The organism is Mucilaginibacter pocheonensis (assembly GCF_031456535.1).
Taxonomy (GTDB): Bacteria; Bacteroidota; Bacteroidia; order Sphingobacteriales; family Sphingobacteriaceae; genus Mucilaginibacter; species Mucilaginibacter pocheonensis.
In genome coordinates this window covers 1058249-1073832 of sequence record NZ_JAVDUU010000002.1, presented here as the reverse complement: position 1 = coordinate 1073832, position 15584 = coordinate 1058249, and the positions used below count along the sequence as shown (strand labels likewise).

Genomic DNA, 15584 nt, shown 5'->3' with positions numbered 1-15584 from the left:
TTTGTAAAAAAATAAGTGTTCTTTTGACAACAATTATAAATTTTATGAGCAAGAGCCAATTTGTTATTGGGGTTGATTATGGATCTGATTCTGTGCGCTCCGTTATTGTTAATGCCTTAAACGGCGAGGAGATAGCATCGTCGGTATATGAATATCCGCGCTGGCGCGATGGCCTATTTTGCCAGCCGGCTGTAAACCAGTTCAGGCAGCATCCGCAAGATTATATTGACGGCCTTGAGGCAACAATTAAAGATTGCATTGCCCAGGCTGGTACTGCAGCGGCAGCAGCAGTTAAAGGAATATCAATTGATACAACTGGGTCTACCCCGGTTGCTGTTGACCGTAGTGGAACGCCGCTTGCCTTAACGCCCGGATTTGAAAATAATCCAAACGCCATGTTTGTGTTATGGAAAGATCATACCGCCGTTAAAGAAGCAGCCGAGATTAACGCACACGCCGCTTTGTTTGATACCAATTACCTGCAATATGTGGGTGGCATATACTCGTCTGAATGGTTTTGGGCAAAACTGCTGCATGTTTTAAGGATTGATGAAAAAGTAAGAGACGCTGCTGCATCATGGGTTGAGCATTGCGACTGGGTGCCATTTTTACTTACCGGTGGTAACGATGTTACCACGATGAAACGCGGACGCTGCTCCGCAGGGCACAAGGCCCTTTGGGCCGAAGAATTTGGCGGTTTGCCGCCTGATGATTTCTTTTCATCTCTTGACCCTGTACTAAAGGGTTTTACGCATAAACTTTTTAAAGATACCTATACCGCCGATGTAGCCGCGGGCACCATAAGTGCAGAATGGGCGCAACGCCTGGGGCTTTCTACAGATGTTGTAGTTGGCACAGGTGCCTTTGACGCGCACATGGGTGCAGTTGGCGGCCAAATAGAGCCTTATCATTTAAGTAAGGTAATGGGTACTTCTACCTGTGATATATTGGTTGCCCCTGCCGCCGAAATGCAAGACAAACTTGTTCATGGCATTTGCGGGCAGGTTAACGGCTCTGTTATACCAGGCATGACCGGTTTAGAGGCCGGGCAATCGGCCTTTGGCGATACCTATGCCTGGTTTAAAAATATTATTTCATGGCCTGTAAATAACTTATTGTCGCAATCAAAAGTGATTGATGCAGCTACAGCAGCTGCGTTGAAAGCCGAGTTGTCTGAACTTATCATTCCGGAACTAAGCCGGCAGGCGGCATTGCTTCCTGTTGATGGGCCTAATGAACTGGCTGTCGACTGGTTTAATGGTCGCCGTACACCCGATGCAAACCAGGAGTTAAAAGGTGCTATCACAGGTCTTAGCCTGGGCAGCGATGCCCCACGGGTTTTCCGCGCTTTGGCCGAGGCCACCTGTTTCGGCGCTAAAAGTATTGTTGAACGCTTTATAAGTGAAGGCATACCGGTAAAAGGGATCATCGGCATTGGCGGCGTGGCCAAAAAATCGCCGTTTGTAATGCAAATGATGGCCGATGTACTGGACATGCCTATCCGCATCCATCAGTTTAAGCATACCTGCGCACTTGGCGCGGCAATGTTTGCCGCTGTAGTGGCCGGTATTTATCCTACAATTGAGGAAGCAATGCAAGCCATGGGCCGCGGTTTTGATGAACAGTATCATCCCAATGCTGACCTTAAAGATATTTATAGCAAACGCTACAACCAATATAAAAACCTGGGCGAATTTGTAGCCGGACAAGTGTCAAAGACAGCAGAACTTCAAAATATTTAATGCCATGAGCAAATATCAACATATAAAACAAACTGCCTATGAGGCCAACATGCAGCTGCCCAAACTGGGCTTGGTGCTGTTTACCTTTGGAAACGTTAGCGCTGCCGACAGGGACCTGGGTGTTTTTGCTATTAAGCCCAGCGGCGTGCCTTATGACGACCTATCGCCAGAAAAAATGGTGATCGTAGATTTTGACGGCAAAACCATTGAAGGCGACCTGCGCCCATCATCAGATACCCTCACCCACGCGGTGCTGTACAAATGTTGGGAACATATTAATGGCATTGTACATACACACTCCACTTATGCCACGGCCTGGGCACAATCGCAACGCAGCATTCCTATTTTTGGCACTACGCATGCCGATCATTTAACTGCCGATATTCCATGTGCTCCGCCTATGGACGACCGGATGATACAAGGTGATTATGAATACCAGACCGGCTATCAGATCATGGACTGTTTTAAGGACAAAAACATTGACTATCGTGAGGTAGAAATGGTTTTGGTAGGTAACCACGCTCCATTTACCTGGGGCAAAACCGCTGAGAAGGCAGTGTACAACAGCGCGGTTTTAGAGGCTGTTGCCCAAATGGCCTATCTTACTGAACAGATCAATAATAATGCGCCGCGCCTGAAGGCTTCTCTTATTAAAAAACATTACGAACGCAAACATGGACCCGATTCTTATTACGGTCAATAATCTTAATTATAAGTAATATGAAATTACGTTATCTGGCCCTATTTGCTGTATGCTTTTTTTTAAGTGTCAAAGTCTCAGCGCAAACCGCTCCTGTAGCCCAAACCCCTCCTATGGGCTGGAACAGCTATAACTGCTTTGGTTCGGCAGTGCATGAAGATGAGGTTAAGGCCAATGCCGATTATATGGCCAAATATTTAAAACCTTACGGATGGCAATACATCGTGGTTGATTTTTTATGGTCATATGATAATCCACCGGGCAGTAATATTGGCAATCCGTTCCAAAAAAGATTATATGATGGCTCTTATATCCCCTGGCTAACTATGGATAAATGGGGCAGGTTAACACCGCAGCCTAATAAATTTCCTTCGGCATTTAACGGTAATGGCTTTAAACCACTTGCCGATTATGTTCACGCACAGGGATTAAAATTTGGCATACATGTAATGCGTGGCATACCCAGGCAGGCAGTGTGGGCCAAATCGCCCGTAAAAGGGACCAATGGCATAACAGCCGATATGGTTGCTGATACCAACTCAACATGCCCCTGGATGAACCACATGTACGGGCTCGATATGAAAAAGCCAGGCGCTCAGGAATACCTGAATTCATTGTTGGAGTTGTATGCCTCATGGGATGTTGATTTTATTAAGGTTGATGACCTGTCGCGTCCCTATAGCGCCGCCGAGGTTGAAGGTTATAAAAAAGCCATTGAACAGTGCGGCAGGCCTGTGGTTTTAAGTCTTTCGCCTGGCGAAACACCGCTTAACCAGGCTGCTCATGCCACAAAATATGCTAACATGTGGCGCATGGCCGATGATTTTTGGGATAATTGGAAAGAGATACTGCACATGTTTGATTATGCTAAAAGCTGGGAAGGCGTGGGCGGTCCCGGTCACTGGCCTGATTGCGACATGATCCAGATAGGTAAGCTTTCAAAACGCGGCCCGGTTGGCGTTGAGCGTTACAGCCGCTTTACCCCTGATGAGCTTTATACCCACATGACCTTCTGGTGTATATACCGCTCTCCGCTGATGCTGGGTGGCAACCTGCCCGAAAACCGCGAACTGGAATTAAAGCTGTTTACAAATGAAGAAGTGCTTGCTGCAAACCAAAATGGCGAAGATCCACGCCAGCTATATAAAAAAGATGGCGCTATGGTTTGGTATTCGCACGTAAAGGGAAGTAAGGATATTTACGCAGCCTTGTTCAATATTGGAGATAGTAATAAACCTGTAGCTATTGATTTTGCATCCCTTAAACTAAAGGGCAAAGTAAAGGTGCGCGATCTTTGGAAAAAACAGGATGTTGGTCAGTTCAAGAAAAGCTACCAGCAAAATATTAATCAGCACGGAGCAACTTTGCTGAGGCTGTCACCTCAATAATTAAAAACATTAACCGATATAAAAAATCACTCATTCGCTAATTCAATAAATCACTAATTATAAAATGATCGATCTAAAAACATTTGAAGTATGGTTCATCACCGGAAGCCAGGACCTGTACGGGGAAGAAACATTAAAATTGGTAGCTGAACATTCACAGCAAATAGCCGCCGGATTGGATAATTCAGGAACAATTCCGGTACGTATAGTTTACAAACCCGTTGTTAAAAGTACCGACGAAATTTATACTACCCTGCAAGCAGCTAACGTTGCCGAAAATTGCATTGGCATTATAACCTGGATGCATACTTTTTCTCCCGCCAAAATGTGGATCCGCGGATTAAGCGTGCTTAAAAAGCCTATGCTGCACCTGCATACCCAATTTAACCGGGATATCCCCTGGAGTTCCATTGATATGGACTTTATGAACCTTAACCAAAGCGCTCACGGCGACCGTGAATTTGGCTTTATGGTATCGCGTATGCGCATTAACCGCAAAGTAGTGGTTGGGCACTGGCAGGACCCTGAAGTATCAGGCCAGATAGAAACATGGACACGTGCAGCAGCCGGATGGTACGACTGGCAAGGTGCTAAGTTTGCCCGCTTTGGCGACAATATGCGTTTTGTGGCCGTTACTGATGGCGACAAAGTAGAGGCTGAATTAAAATTTGGATTCTCGGTAAATACTTATGGCATAGGCGATCTTGTTGCTGTGATCAATGCAATAAGTGACGCGGAAGTTAACACCCTGGTAGATGAATATGAAGCTACCTACACCATGGCCGACGAACTGAAAAAAGGTGGTTCAAAGCATTCATCAGTTTATGAAGCTGCCAAAATTGAATTGGGCATGCGCAAATTTTTAAAAGATGGCGGCTTTAAAGGTTTTTCAGATACATTTGAAGACCTGCACGGTATGGCTCAGTTACCCGGTATTGCCTCACAGCGCCTGATGGCCGATGGTTATGGCTTTGCCGGCGAAGGCGACTGGAAAACAGCTGCTTTGGTACGCGCCTTTAAAGTAATGGGTGCGGGCTTAAAAGGCGGCAACGCTTTTATGGAAGACTATACCTATCACTTTGACCCTAACAATGCGCTTGTATTGGGCTCGCACATGCTGGAGGTGGATGCCTCATTAGCAAACGGCAAGGCATCATTGGAAGTGCATCCTTTGGGTATCGGCGGTAAGGCAGATCCTGCACGTTTAGTTTTCAACGTAGCTGGTGGCCAGGCGCTTAATGCTACAATTGTTGATATGGGCAACCGTTTCCGCATGCTCATTAATGAGGTGGAAGCCGTTGAACCACAAAACGACCTGCCTAAGCTGCCTGTAGCACGGGTATTGTGGAAGCCTTATCCTGATATGAAAACCGGCTGCGCCGCGTGGATTTATGGGGGTGGCGCGCATCATACCGCTTACAGCCAAAACCTTACAGCAGAACATCTGCAGGACTTTGCTGACATGGCCGGTATTGAATTTTTACGTATTGGAAAAGACACGAAGATAGACCAGTTCCGCAATGAGATACGCTGGAACGATGCTGCTTACAGATAAACCCTTTTGAATTTATCCGGCGGTGCGATGGGAATTAAACCGCCGGGTAAATTCATTTAATCCGCTTAAACTAATTAAAACCAAATTATGAGCAAATTTTCCACCATTGACTACATCATATTCGTCATCTACTTTTTTGTAGTGGCAGGGTACGGGTATTGGGTATACAACCGCAAAAAAAAGACAGGAGTATCAGGCAGTCATGATTTCTTCCTTGCCGAAGGATCACTTACCTGGTGGGCCATAGGTGCATCGCTTATCGCTTCCAATATTTCGGCCGAGCAGTTTATAGGCGCAAGCGGCCAGGGGTTTACCGTAGGTATCGCTGTAGCCGCGTATGAATGGATAGCCGCCATTGCACTTATTATTGTAGCGGTGTGGTTTATCCCGGTATATCTCAAAAACAAGATATTTACCATGCCCCAGTTCCTGGAAACCAGGTATAATCAAACTGTTAGTTTGATCATGGCTATTTTCTGGTTGTTTTTATATGTATTTGTAAACCTAACCTCCATACTTTACCTGGGAGCATTGGCCATAAACAGCCTGGCCGGTGGCGACCCAAACACCTTCCACTGGATAATTATCGGACTTTCTGTTTTCGCGCTGGTTATTGCACTTGGCGGAATGAAAGTTATCGGGTTTACAGATGTTATACAGGTTTTAGTGCTGGTAATTGGCGGTTTGGCAACAACTTACATTGCATTAACGCTGGTTAGCGAGCATTTTGGCCTGGGTAAAGATGCTTTGGCCGGTTTTACCGCCATGTTAAAAGACTCGCCTGAGCATTTTAAAATGATATTAGCCAAACCAGGGCCAAATGCCTCACAGTCTGATATTGATAAATATTTGCTGCTGCCGGGTATTGCCATGTATTTTGCCGGGCAATGGATAGTAAATTTAAATTACTGGGGCTGTAACCAATACATCACCCAAAGGGCTTTAGGCTCTGATCTAAAAACCGCACGCACCGGTATCCTGTTCGCGGGTTTAATGAAACTGGCCATGCCTGTAATTGTAATATTACCCGGCATAGCGGCATACGTTTTATATAAGAATGGCGGTTTGCAGAACGAAATGAACGCTGGCGGCCATTTAAATGCAGATAATGCCTATTCGGCCGTACTTGGATTTTTGCCAAACGGTTTAAAAGGTCTTTCCATAGCGGCATTAACCGCGGCTATTGTAGCCTCATTAGCAGGCAAGGCAAACAGTATATCCACCATATTTACGATGGATATCTACAAAAAATACATTAAAAAAGAAGCTGATGAAAAAGGCATGGTATTGATGGGCAAGATGGTGATTGCAGCTGCAATGGTACTATCAATCCTGTTAACATGGCATGACCTTTTAGGCATTGGAGGAGAAGGCGGCTTTACATTTATTCAAAAATATACCGGTTTTATAAGTCCGGGTATATTTGCCATATTCATACTGGGATTTTTCTGGAAACGCACAACGGGTGCCGCGGCAATTACGGGTATCATTACCGGCTTTGCCATGTCGGTATTGTTTAATAACTACGCCCCGAGATTGTTCGGACACGAAACCTGGCTTTATACTGCCTTTCCAAACGGTCATGGCGGCTATGAAATCCCCTTCCTTATCTGTATGGGCTTGTCATTCCTGTTCACTGTTATCGCGATAGTTTTAGTAAGCTTTGCCGGACCGAAGATCAATCCTAAAGCTTTTGAACTTGATAAATCCATGTTCAAAATTGAGCCTTCAACAATGGCGCTCATTATAGTAACATTGTTATTGCTTACAGCGCTTTATGTAAGGTTTTGGTAATATAGTTATCATTAAATTAAGTTTTGTTAAAGCGGCAAAGCCTGATATGTATGTATCAGGCTTTGCCGCTTTTTAATATATAAAATCGGCGCACCGCGGTTAGCTATTACTGCTCAAGCTTATCAAGCACTACGCAAAAAGCGTGGTACAACTCGCGCAATATTTCAACATCTGTGATACCGTCTTTGATGTTAAGTTCTAAAAACGCTTGTTTCTGGTCGCTCCCTTCAACATTATGCAGCCTGATACCGAAATCAAAATCTGTGAGGACAGTAAAAACTTCTATTACTGACGGATCGGCAAACAAGGCTTTAACTTTGTCCGTATCGTTTGTTTTAATGATCAAACGATCGTCAAGCTGCTTAAAGCCAATTTTTACGTCCTGCATGCCGAAAAACTTGCCAATTTCATCAATAAAGTCCTGTTCGTGAGCTGCAAATCTAAAATTGGGATCAGTTAAGGGTGAGCTAAAACAGGTAGTGGCATATCCTCCCTCGAAACCACCGCCGAGGTCAATATCAATATCGAGCTTGATTTCCCTGGCACCCTGCTTTATCAAAGCCTGGTACTCCCAGATATCTGCGTTAATATCGGCGGCCAATTGTTGCCAAACTTCATCTTCGGTATTGCCTGTACAAATTTTGTCTGGTTCCATAAAAATAATGTTTGATGTTAATACAAATCCGGCAAGTTGTTAACAGCCAGCTTTAGATTTATAATAATGCCCCTGTTCCATAATTAGGATATAATTACTGTTAATATTTGAGTTGAAAAGGCCGGAAGACACCTTAAAGTTGCCTGACCAGCAGGTAACAATGATAGCTTAGAAACAAAACGCCCCTGCTCTGGTTTTTATTATAATGAGTTTTTTGCCTGTCTGCATACTTTTAGCAGCCACCCGCGAACGAATTTTTGGGGCATAACGTTACCATTGAGTATATTTAATGTGTCATGAAAGTACTTCAATTTACGTTACCCGTTGCACATGGTCATTCAGTAATTATTCAGGAAGATGACCTGCCCTACTTTTACCCGTATTTACACCGGCACAATGAAGCACAGCTTACTTATATAACTGAAGGCGAAGGAACCCTGGTGGCAGGAACAGATATGCACCCCTTTAAAGCAGGAGATATTTTCTTTATTGGCGCCAATCAGCCGCATATTTTCAAGAGCGATCCAATATTTTTTGCACCTGATAACAAACTGCGGTCATGCTCGCTAACCATATTCTTTGATCCCTGCGCCAAACTTTCATCGTTATTTGAACTGCATGAAATGCAGTTACTGCAATATTTTTTAAAGCAACATACCAGTGGTTTTAAAATTCCATCCATCTATAAAGATCTGATATTACCTAAAATACTTGCTATAAGGGACACCATGAACGCTGGCCGTCTCATTGAGTTTATTCAACTGCTTCAATTGTTATATGGTATAAGAAATGAGTTAACGCCCCTAACTGATGTGGCTTTAGATAAAATGAGCGAGAGCGAGGGAATCCGCATTGGGCATATTTACAATTATGTAATGCAGCATTACTCATCAGAAATAAAACTTGAAAATATTGCCGCCGAAGTATATATGACACCCCAGGCTTTTTGCCGTTACTTTAAGAAACATACAGGTAATACATTTGTGAATTTTTTGAACCAGCTGCGCATTAATGAGGTTTGCAAAATATTATCGTTAGGTAACATCGAAAGTATAGCATCCGTAGCTTATGCTTGCGGCTTTAACAGCATTACCAATTTTAACCGCACATTTAAAAATACTGTCGGCAGTTCTCCAAGGCAATACCTCGCACGTTATGCCGAAAGCCTGGTGGTGAATTAACAAATAAATATTAGCTTAAATCAATGCTATTATTGTTAAAATTGATTAATATATGGCCATTAATGGATAATTTACAGCACATATGTTTTAAACATCAGCGGTAATTTTGAGTCGGGCGCAGTGCCTGTTTAAGGTACCCGGGTTAAAAATTACCTAAATAGAAAGCAAGTGCGTGTTGACAGTCGGGGATAAACCGGGCTACCAGCATAAGGGGAATGGTTGGTAAAAACACCCGTACATTAAACGTTTTTAAAATGATAAAACCGCAAAGGACGAAAATATAACATGGCAGTAAAAACTTTTTTTTGCGTTGACGCGCATACCTGTGGTAACCCGGTGCGTTTGGTAGCTGGCGGCGGCCCCGTACTTAATGGAGCCAACATGAGTGAAAAACGCCAGCATTTTTTACAGGAATTTGATTGGATACGCCGTGGGCTTATGTTTGAGCCCAGGGGCCATGATATGATGTCGGGTAGTATACTGTATCCGCCGCATGAACCTGCGAACGATGTTGCAGTGCTGTTTATTGAAACCAGTGGCTGTTTACCCATGTGCGGTCACGGAACCATTGGCACTATTACAATAGCTATTGAAGAAGGTCTTATTAAGCCAAAAATCGATGGAATAATTCGCATGGAAGCTCCGGCAGGCTTAGTGCTGATAGCGTACCAGCAGGAAGGAAGCAAGGTAACCTCAGTAAAACTAACCAATGTGCCAGCTTACCTGGCAGCAACCGACCTGGAAGTGGAATGCCCCGGGCTCGGGAAGCTTACTTTTGATGTAAGTTACGGTGGCAATTACTATGCTATCATTGATCCGCAGGAAAATTTTGCTGGATTGGAAGATTATGCAGCCGACCAGCTAATTGCCTGGAGCCGCGAGATAAGGAAACGCATTAATGAAAAATACACATTTGTGCACCCTCAAAACCCTACCATTAATACCTGTACCCATGTGTTATGGGCGGGCAAGCCTCTTGATACTACCTCTACCGCGCGCAACGCTGTTTTTTATGGTGATAAAGCGATAGACCGATCGCCATGCGGCACCGGCACATCGGCACGGATGGCGCAATGGTTTGCTAAAGGCAAACTAAAAAAGGGCGATAAATTTATCCATGAAAGCATCATCGGCAGCAAATTCACCGGTGTTGTGGAAGACGTTACAACCGTAGGAGGGCACCCGGCTATTATACCAAGCATTGAAGGCTGGGCCAGGATATATGGCTACAATACCATTAAAATAGATGATGATGACCCATACGCGCATGGTTTCCAGGTGATATAGGCCGATAGCGGAATGCAGGCAGACACCATTTGATGATTACGCAGTGGCCGGCCTGTTATTCCTCTTCCTTCTTTTTAAATTGTATTCTGTATTTTCTTAATTTCTGATACATGTACCCCCTGCGTTTCATGGCATCTGATAAAGACGTTTCGTCAGAAAAATATTCGGCAAATACTTTTGGAGTACCGATTTTTTGTGCGCCATAAATACCGGAGTGACCGCTAAAGAAATAAGCGGTAAAGCACGCTACCGCAAATAAAAGGGCATGTTCGCCACCAAACAATTCAACACCCATAAAAGTGCAGGCTATGGGTGTATTGGTTGCGCCTGCAAATACCGCTATAAAGCCTAAAGCCGCGAAAAGACCAACCGGGGCGTTGAGCAGGCCCGACAAAGTGTTACCCAAAGTTGCTCCAATATAAAACAATGGCGTAACCTCTCCGCCTTTAAATCCGGTACCCAGTGTTATTGTAGTATAAATGGTTTTCCACAACCAACTCCATGTGTCAGCACCTCCGTTATAAAATGCCGACGGAATGGTTACAGCTCCAACATGTTCCGCGTCAATTCCAAGGCTTAAATAGTCTGGTTTACCTAAAAGCAGCGTCAAACCAATAATTATCAGTCCGCCAAAAACGGGTATCATCCATTTAAACTTAAACAGCTTCAGGCATATGGTCTTAATTTCATGCACCATACCGGCAAAAAGAAAACTGACCAGTCCAAAAACTGCTGAGGCAATAATTACTTTACCCAACAGCAAAATATCGATATGAAAAAAGCCAGACAATAAAAAAGGTGCGGAAACAAAATGGTCAATATGATAATGCACATGATGAACGTTCCAGGCGGCCACCGTGGCATCCCCTATTGTGGCAGCTATAAGCGCGGGTAGTAAGGCATCATATTGTATCCGTCCTATGGTTAGTACCTCCATTGCAAAAATAGTTCCGGCAAGTGGGGTGCCGAAAACAGCGCCAAAACCAGCGGCAACACCAGCAATAAGAATCATCCTCATATCAACGCCTTTTAATTTGAACCATCCGCCAAACATCGAAGCAATGCTTCCTCCGATCTGCACGGCAGTTCCCTCGCGACCGGCTGAGCCACCAAACAAATGGGTGATCACGGTGGTAAATAAAATAATGGGCGCCATTCTTTTGGGGATGCCGCCGCCGGCCTCGTGAATTTGCTCAATAATCAAATTATTCCCTTTTTCAGACGATTTACCAACAAACTGATAAATAAAATGAATACCAACGCCGGCAACAGGCAGTAAAAACAGCAGCCAATAGTGATGAAACCGGAAATGAATAGCGGCCTCAAGCAGCCACAGAAAAAAAGCAACAACACTCCCGATGACAATTGCAATCGGCAGTATCAGCACCGTCCATCTAATTAAATGTTTAATTATCCCGTAATGCTCTTTTAATGATATTTTGTCGTTAGTTATCATTTGTTATTTTACAATAAGTGACAGATTGGTGCAAAGGACGTTATTGCCCACAGGTTTAATTTCACGACAAAAAAACATTTCAGAGCTGGTATGGATACGGTTATCTCGTAAAATTGGGACTTATGATATCTTCTTAATTCTTTATTCACCTACAAAATAATTTAAAGCCAGGTACAAATGCCTGTCCGGTTCAATTTGCAGGGGTCATCAGCACGAGGGCGGTTATTTTAAACGGAAGACTCCATTTCCGTTGCTTACTTACAAATATATAATTTAAAATTTAATCTGCTACCGGTACACCAGGTCACAGGTTTATTCAAAAGCTAAGTTAGTTATTGTTATGCTTATCAATAACAATCATAAGCTTGTATATACCCTATTCTTCGAAAATATTAATGTTTTGTACTTATGTGCCTAAGCAATGTTTTGAAGGTAAAACAGTAAGTTTGAATAAGATCAACAACAATCATGAAATACCTTTTGCTTTTTCTCTCGCTCGCATCGGTTAAGATCATCAAAGCTCAACAGGCTTTTCCGGTCATCAGGGCCAATTCTAAAAGTGTAACTATCAAAGATGGGGCCTTTCTCGACCGTAATGTCTGGACGCTTACTCCTGGTGCCAGACCCGATGTCTATACTGCCGATCGTACGCGCAAAACAAAGTGGGTCGTATTTTATACCGATCTTGATTCTATCCGGGTAAAAGTTAAGCCTGGCAGCCGTTATGATTTTGTAATTCTTTTAAACGGGAAGGACTCCTGCTATACGCGGATTCAAAGTACCATTACACCTGAAAAAATTGAGCAAAGTATGGTGAAACGTCATGACACCATTCCGTTTACACTGACAACATATAACGCCATTGGCGTTAAAGCCATCATCAACGAAAAAGACACGTTAACCATGCATTTCGATGTCAGCTCCTTTGATTTCAGGTTAACCCGGGATGCAGTTGCAACAAAGCTTAACGCTGCAAATAAAAAAGTTACAAGCATCCGCATAGCTGGTCTGAAATGGGTTAATCCGGAAGTGGTAACCACTAGTTTTACCGCGCATGAAATGGACGGGCGCTTCGGCTGGAACCTGTTTGAAGGGCAGCAGGTAGAGATCAACTATGATCGAAACCTGCTTATTGTACATTCGGGTAAATTCCCTAAGGTTCCCCGGGGCTATATGAAATCTAAACTGAATTTCATCAGGTCATTTGTAAGCATTTCTGGCGTTGTTGGTCTTAATGGCAAAAACAGCAGCGGAGATTTTATTCTTGATACAGGCGCAGACCAGGCCATGATTCTGGACAGTGCCTGGGCCGCAAACCAAAAGCTCGTGGAAAAGTTGTCTTTGATCAAAACACTAACCTTTAAAGACCCCAGGGGGGCAAAGTATGAAACAAAGATCGTCAGCGTTCCAACCTTTACAATAAGCGGCCTTTCCCTTCGTAACGTTCCGGGTTCTATATTGGGAGGGCGAAACCCCAGCGGATTTGATATTAATTTTTTAGGCAATGACCTGCTGAAGCGATTCAACACCATCCTGGACTTTAAAAACGATGTAATTTACCTGAAGGCAAATACACATTTTTCGTTGCCTTACAGGCACAGCTCCTAAATTACCAATATGCGTCATTACTTTATCTCTTCATGTAATGATTATTAGCGGATTTTATCCGTCAACTATACAAATAGCAGAGTACTGCGCTATACGCCAGTATCCTGCAAAGGACAAGTTGAATTATGATCAAAAATTAATTTTGTACAAGCCCTTCCCGGCAAAGTATAGTGTTTTACCATCCTTAGAAATCGCCATTCTTTTATTTTCAACGTTTTCGGCTATAAGGGTAACCGTGTTGTCGCGTATCCGAAAAACGTCCCCTGTATCAGCTGTCGTTTGAGGATTCGGGCTATATTCGCCGGTTTTCAAATATATTGTTTTAGCATCCTTTGATATTTTAATGCCTGCCATTACACCAAAACCCACAGTGTTTATCTGTCCCTCACGCGGAAAAGGTAAGTGATTTGATAAATCGACACCGTATGTATGCTGCAAAGTGTAGTTAAATGGCGGATTAGTAAGTGTATAAACGTAAAGCTTGGAATAATAATTATCATTAAAAGAGGATAAGCCGGTTAACCAAAGTTGTCCCGGCGTACCACCGACGTCAAAAGCGGTAAAAAAACCGCCGGCGGTTTCGCCATCGTCCTGCGAAAGCAAACTGGCCTGGCCACTTTTGGTAATTTTTAGTGTTGACACCAAACCGAAATTAAATAGTCTTGGCACGCCAACAATTAACGACTGATCGGTTTCATCTACGGCGATGTTTCGTTCGCTAAAGGTTTCTGTGGTAAAATCCTGTAAGGGCGGTTCACCTACCTTGTATTCTTTGATTACCTGGCCGCCCTTTATTACTTTAATACCAGTGGTGGCTCGCAGATAAAAAGTAAAGTCTTTTGATATAGCAAGATACGTTGGATGAAAGTTAGTGTAAACCGAAGCGGGTAAGGTAACATCTACCAATTCGTTACCTGTTAATCGTTTCAGCTTACCGTTCTCCAGCAGGAATACCTTATCATCGTAACAGATATGTATGTCTGTAAATGTATGTTGGCTTGCTGTAAAAATAGTTTGAGGCGAATACAAAGTACCATTAGTACTTACCAAACTTTCTGAGCGCCTGGGTTGTGGCGAGTCCTCAAGTTTCTTGCAGGAAAAACTAAAGGCAATGGCTATAAATACTGCCAGCCTGAGTGCTGTAGTGATTAAAGTTTTCATAATGGTTTGTTTAACTGGTTTCTGTAACTATATGCAAGTTCAAACAAAGTCAGGCTTAAAAAAACAATGCGGGTATGATTGTATATTTAAATGTGAAAAGTGTTAAATACGGGCATAATTAACCCAGGGTGGAATATATTTGAACAGCAAGAACGGATCGGACAAATCATCAGTGGATATGAGCGATAATGAGACCTGGGAACTAACCAACCCGCAAAGTAATTTTCTGTCATTTAAAATAAGCAAATTCTACAGCGACAGCTATTTCAGCGATATGGGTAGTTTTAATTATTTTTCAGTAATTCTGATACAGGAAGGTAAAGGAGAACTTATGGCAGATGTATCGCCGTTTAAGTTCGCCGGAAACACGCTAATATCGGTTTCTCCTTATCAACCTTTCAAAATAAAATGCAGTGAAGATTGCACTGGCTATATGGTCAATTTTCATCCGGATTTTTTTTGTCTGCATAAGCACAGGAATGAGGTTTCCTGTAATGGCATTTTATTTAACAACATATACGAGCCCCCATTATTTACCTTAACCTCCGTTGAAACACAGTCCTTATTACAAATAATCCTGGGCATGGTAACGGAGATAAAAAGACCAGGCAGTGCTGAATTTGAGATATTATTATCGTATTTAAAAATATTGCTAATTAATGCTTCGAGGTTAAAAGTTGAGAAAAAGGGAACGCAAAAATTTCCGGCGGATAAGGAGCCACTTATCCTGAACGATTTGAAAGAAACGATTGAGCAAAACTTTCATAAGTTTCATCGTCCCGGCGAATATGCAGAACTACTTAACATTTCAACTGCAGCATTAAACAAAACCATCAAAAACCACATCAGTAAAACATTATCACAATTGATAGCAGACCGGATAATATTGGAAGCAAAGCGGGAATTATATCTAACTTCAAAATCTGTCAAACTTATCGCTTATGAACTTGGATTCAACGATGAATTCTATTTCAGCCGTTATTTTAAAAGCAAGATAAAAATATCCCCACAACATTTCAGAGATACCGTAGGATTTGATAAAGCAAACGCTCAATAA

General features: G+C 43.0%; 12 protein-coding genes and 1 riboswitch. Of the genes, 9 read left to right on the top strand and 3 right to left on the bottom strand.

What is annotated here, in order from left to right; all coding sequences use genetic code 11:
• Window positions 1–44 precede the first annotated feature (44 nt).
• The 5 genes from J2W55_RS11595 (at window position 45) to J2W55_RS11575 (ending at window position 7179) form a co-directional block, all read left to right on the top strand.
• Complete coding sequence (locus J2W55_RS11595; protein ID WP_310095805.1) at window positions 45–1742, top strand: ribulokinase; 1698 nt, start codon at window positions 45–47, stop codon at window positions 1740–1742.
• Between the two features lie 4 nt (window positions 1743–1746).
• Window positions 1747–2445, top strand: a complete 699-nt coding sequence (locus J2W55_RS11590) for an L-ribulose-5-phosphate 4-epimerase (protein WP_310095803.1) — start codon at window positions 1747–1749, stop codon at window positions 2443–2445.
• Window positions 2446–2462: 17 nt separating this feature from the next.
• A complete protein-coding gene (locus J2W55_RS11585; RefSeq protein WP_310095802.1) occupies window positions 2463–3830 on the top strand; it encodes a glycoside hydrolase family 27 protein in 1368 nt (455 codons plus the stop codon).
• A gap of 64 nt (window positions 3831–3894) precedes the next feature.
• Complete coding sequence (gene araA, locus J2W55_RS11580) at window positions 3895–5385, top strand: L-arabinose isomerase (RefSeq protein WP_310095801.1); 1491 nt, start codon at window positions 3895–3897, stop codon at window positions 5383–5385.
• Between the two features lie 87 nt (window positions 5386–5472).
• Window positions 5473–7179 (top strand): sodium:solute symporter family transporter, encoded by a 1707-nt coding sequence (locus J2W55_RS11575; protein WP_310095799.1) that lies wholly within the window; start codon window positions 5473–5475, stop codon window positions 7177–7179.
• A 106-nt stretch (window positions 7180–7285) separates the two neighbouring features.
• Here J2W55_RS11575 and J2W55_RS11570 read toward each other — a convergent pair whose 3' ends face one another.
• Window positions 7286–7834 carry a hypothetical protein gene (locus J2W55_RS11570; protein ID WP_310095797.1) on the bottom strand — a complete coding sequence of 183 codons (549 nt, stop codon included), beginning with the start codon at window positions 7832–7834 and terminating at the stop codon, window positions 7286–7288.
• Between the two features lie 296 nt (window positions 7835–8130).
• Here J2W55_RS11570 and J2W55_RS11565 point away from each other — a divergent pair, with 296 nt between their 5' ends.
• On the top strand, window positions 8131–9015 hold the full coding sequence (locus tag J2W55_RS11565) for an AraC family transcriptional regulator (RefSeq protein WP_310095795.1): 885 nt from the start codon (window positions 8131–8133) through the stop codon (window positions 9013–9015).
• A 285-nt stretch (window positions 9016–9300) separates the two neighbouring features.
• Window positions 9301–10302 (top strand): 4-hydroxyproline epimerase, encoded by a 1002-nt coding sequence (locus tag J2W55_RS11560; RefSeq protein WP_310095793.1) that lies wholly within the window; start codon window positions 9301–9303, stop codon window positions 10300–10302.
• Between the two features lie 55 nt (window positions 10303–10357).
• On the opposite strand, the gene J2W55_RS11555 is transcribed toward J2W55_RS11560, so the two are convergent.
• Window positions 10358–11758 (bottom strand): voltage-gated chloride channel family protein, encoded by a 1401-nt coding sequence (locus J2W55_RS11555; protein ID WP_310095791.1) that lies wholly within the window; start codon window positions 11756–11758, stop codon window positions 10358–10360.
• A 191-nt stretch (window positions 11759–11949) separates the two neighbouring features.
• Window positions 11950–12016, bottom strand: a riboswitch (Fluoride riboswitch).
• A 210-nt stretch (window positions 12017–12226) separates the two neighbouring features.
• Here J2W55_RS11555 and J2W55_RS11550 point away from each other — a divergent pair.
• Complete coding sequence (locus J2W55_RS11550) at window positions 12227–13366, top strand: hypothetical protein (protein WP_310095789.1); 1140 nt, start codon at window positions 12227–12229, stop codon at window positions 13364–13366.
• A 129-nt stretch (window positions 13367–13495) separates the two neighbouring features.
• On the opposite strand, the gene J2W55_RS11545 is transcribed toward J2W55_RS11550, so the two are convergent.
• Window positions 13496–14527 (bottom strand): hypothetical protein, encoded by a 1032-nt coding sequence (locus J2W55_RS11545; protein ID WP_310095787.1) that lies wholly within the window; start codon window positions 14525–14527, stop codon window positions 13496–13498.
• 178 nt (window positions 14528–14705) lie between these two features.
• On the opposite strand from J2W55_RS11545, the gene J2W55_RS11540 reads away from it, so the two are divergent.
• Window positions 14706–15584, top strand: coding sequence for a helix-turn-helix domain-containing protein (locus J2W55_RS11540; protein ID WP_310095785.1), 879 nt, complete (start codon window positions 14706–14708; stop codon window positions 15582–15584).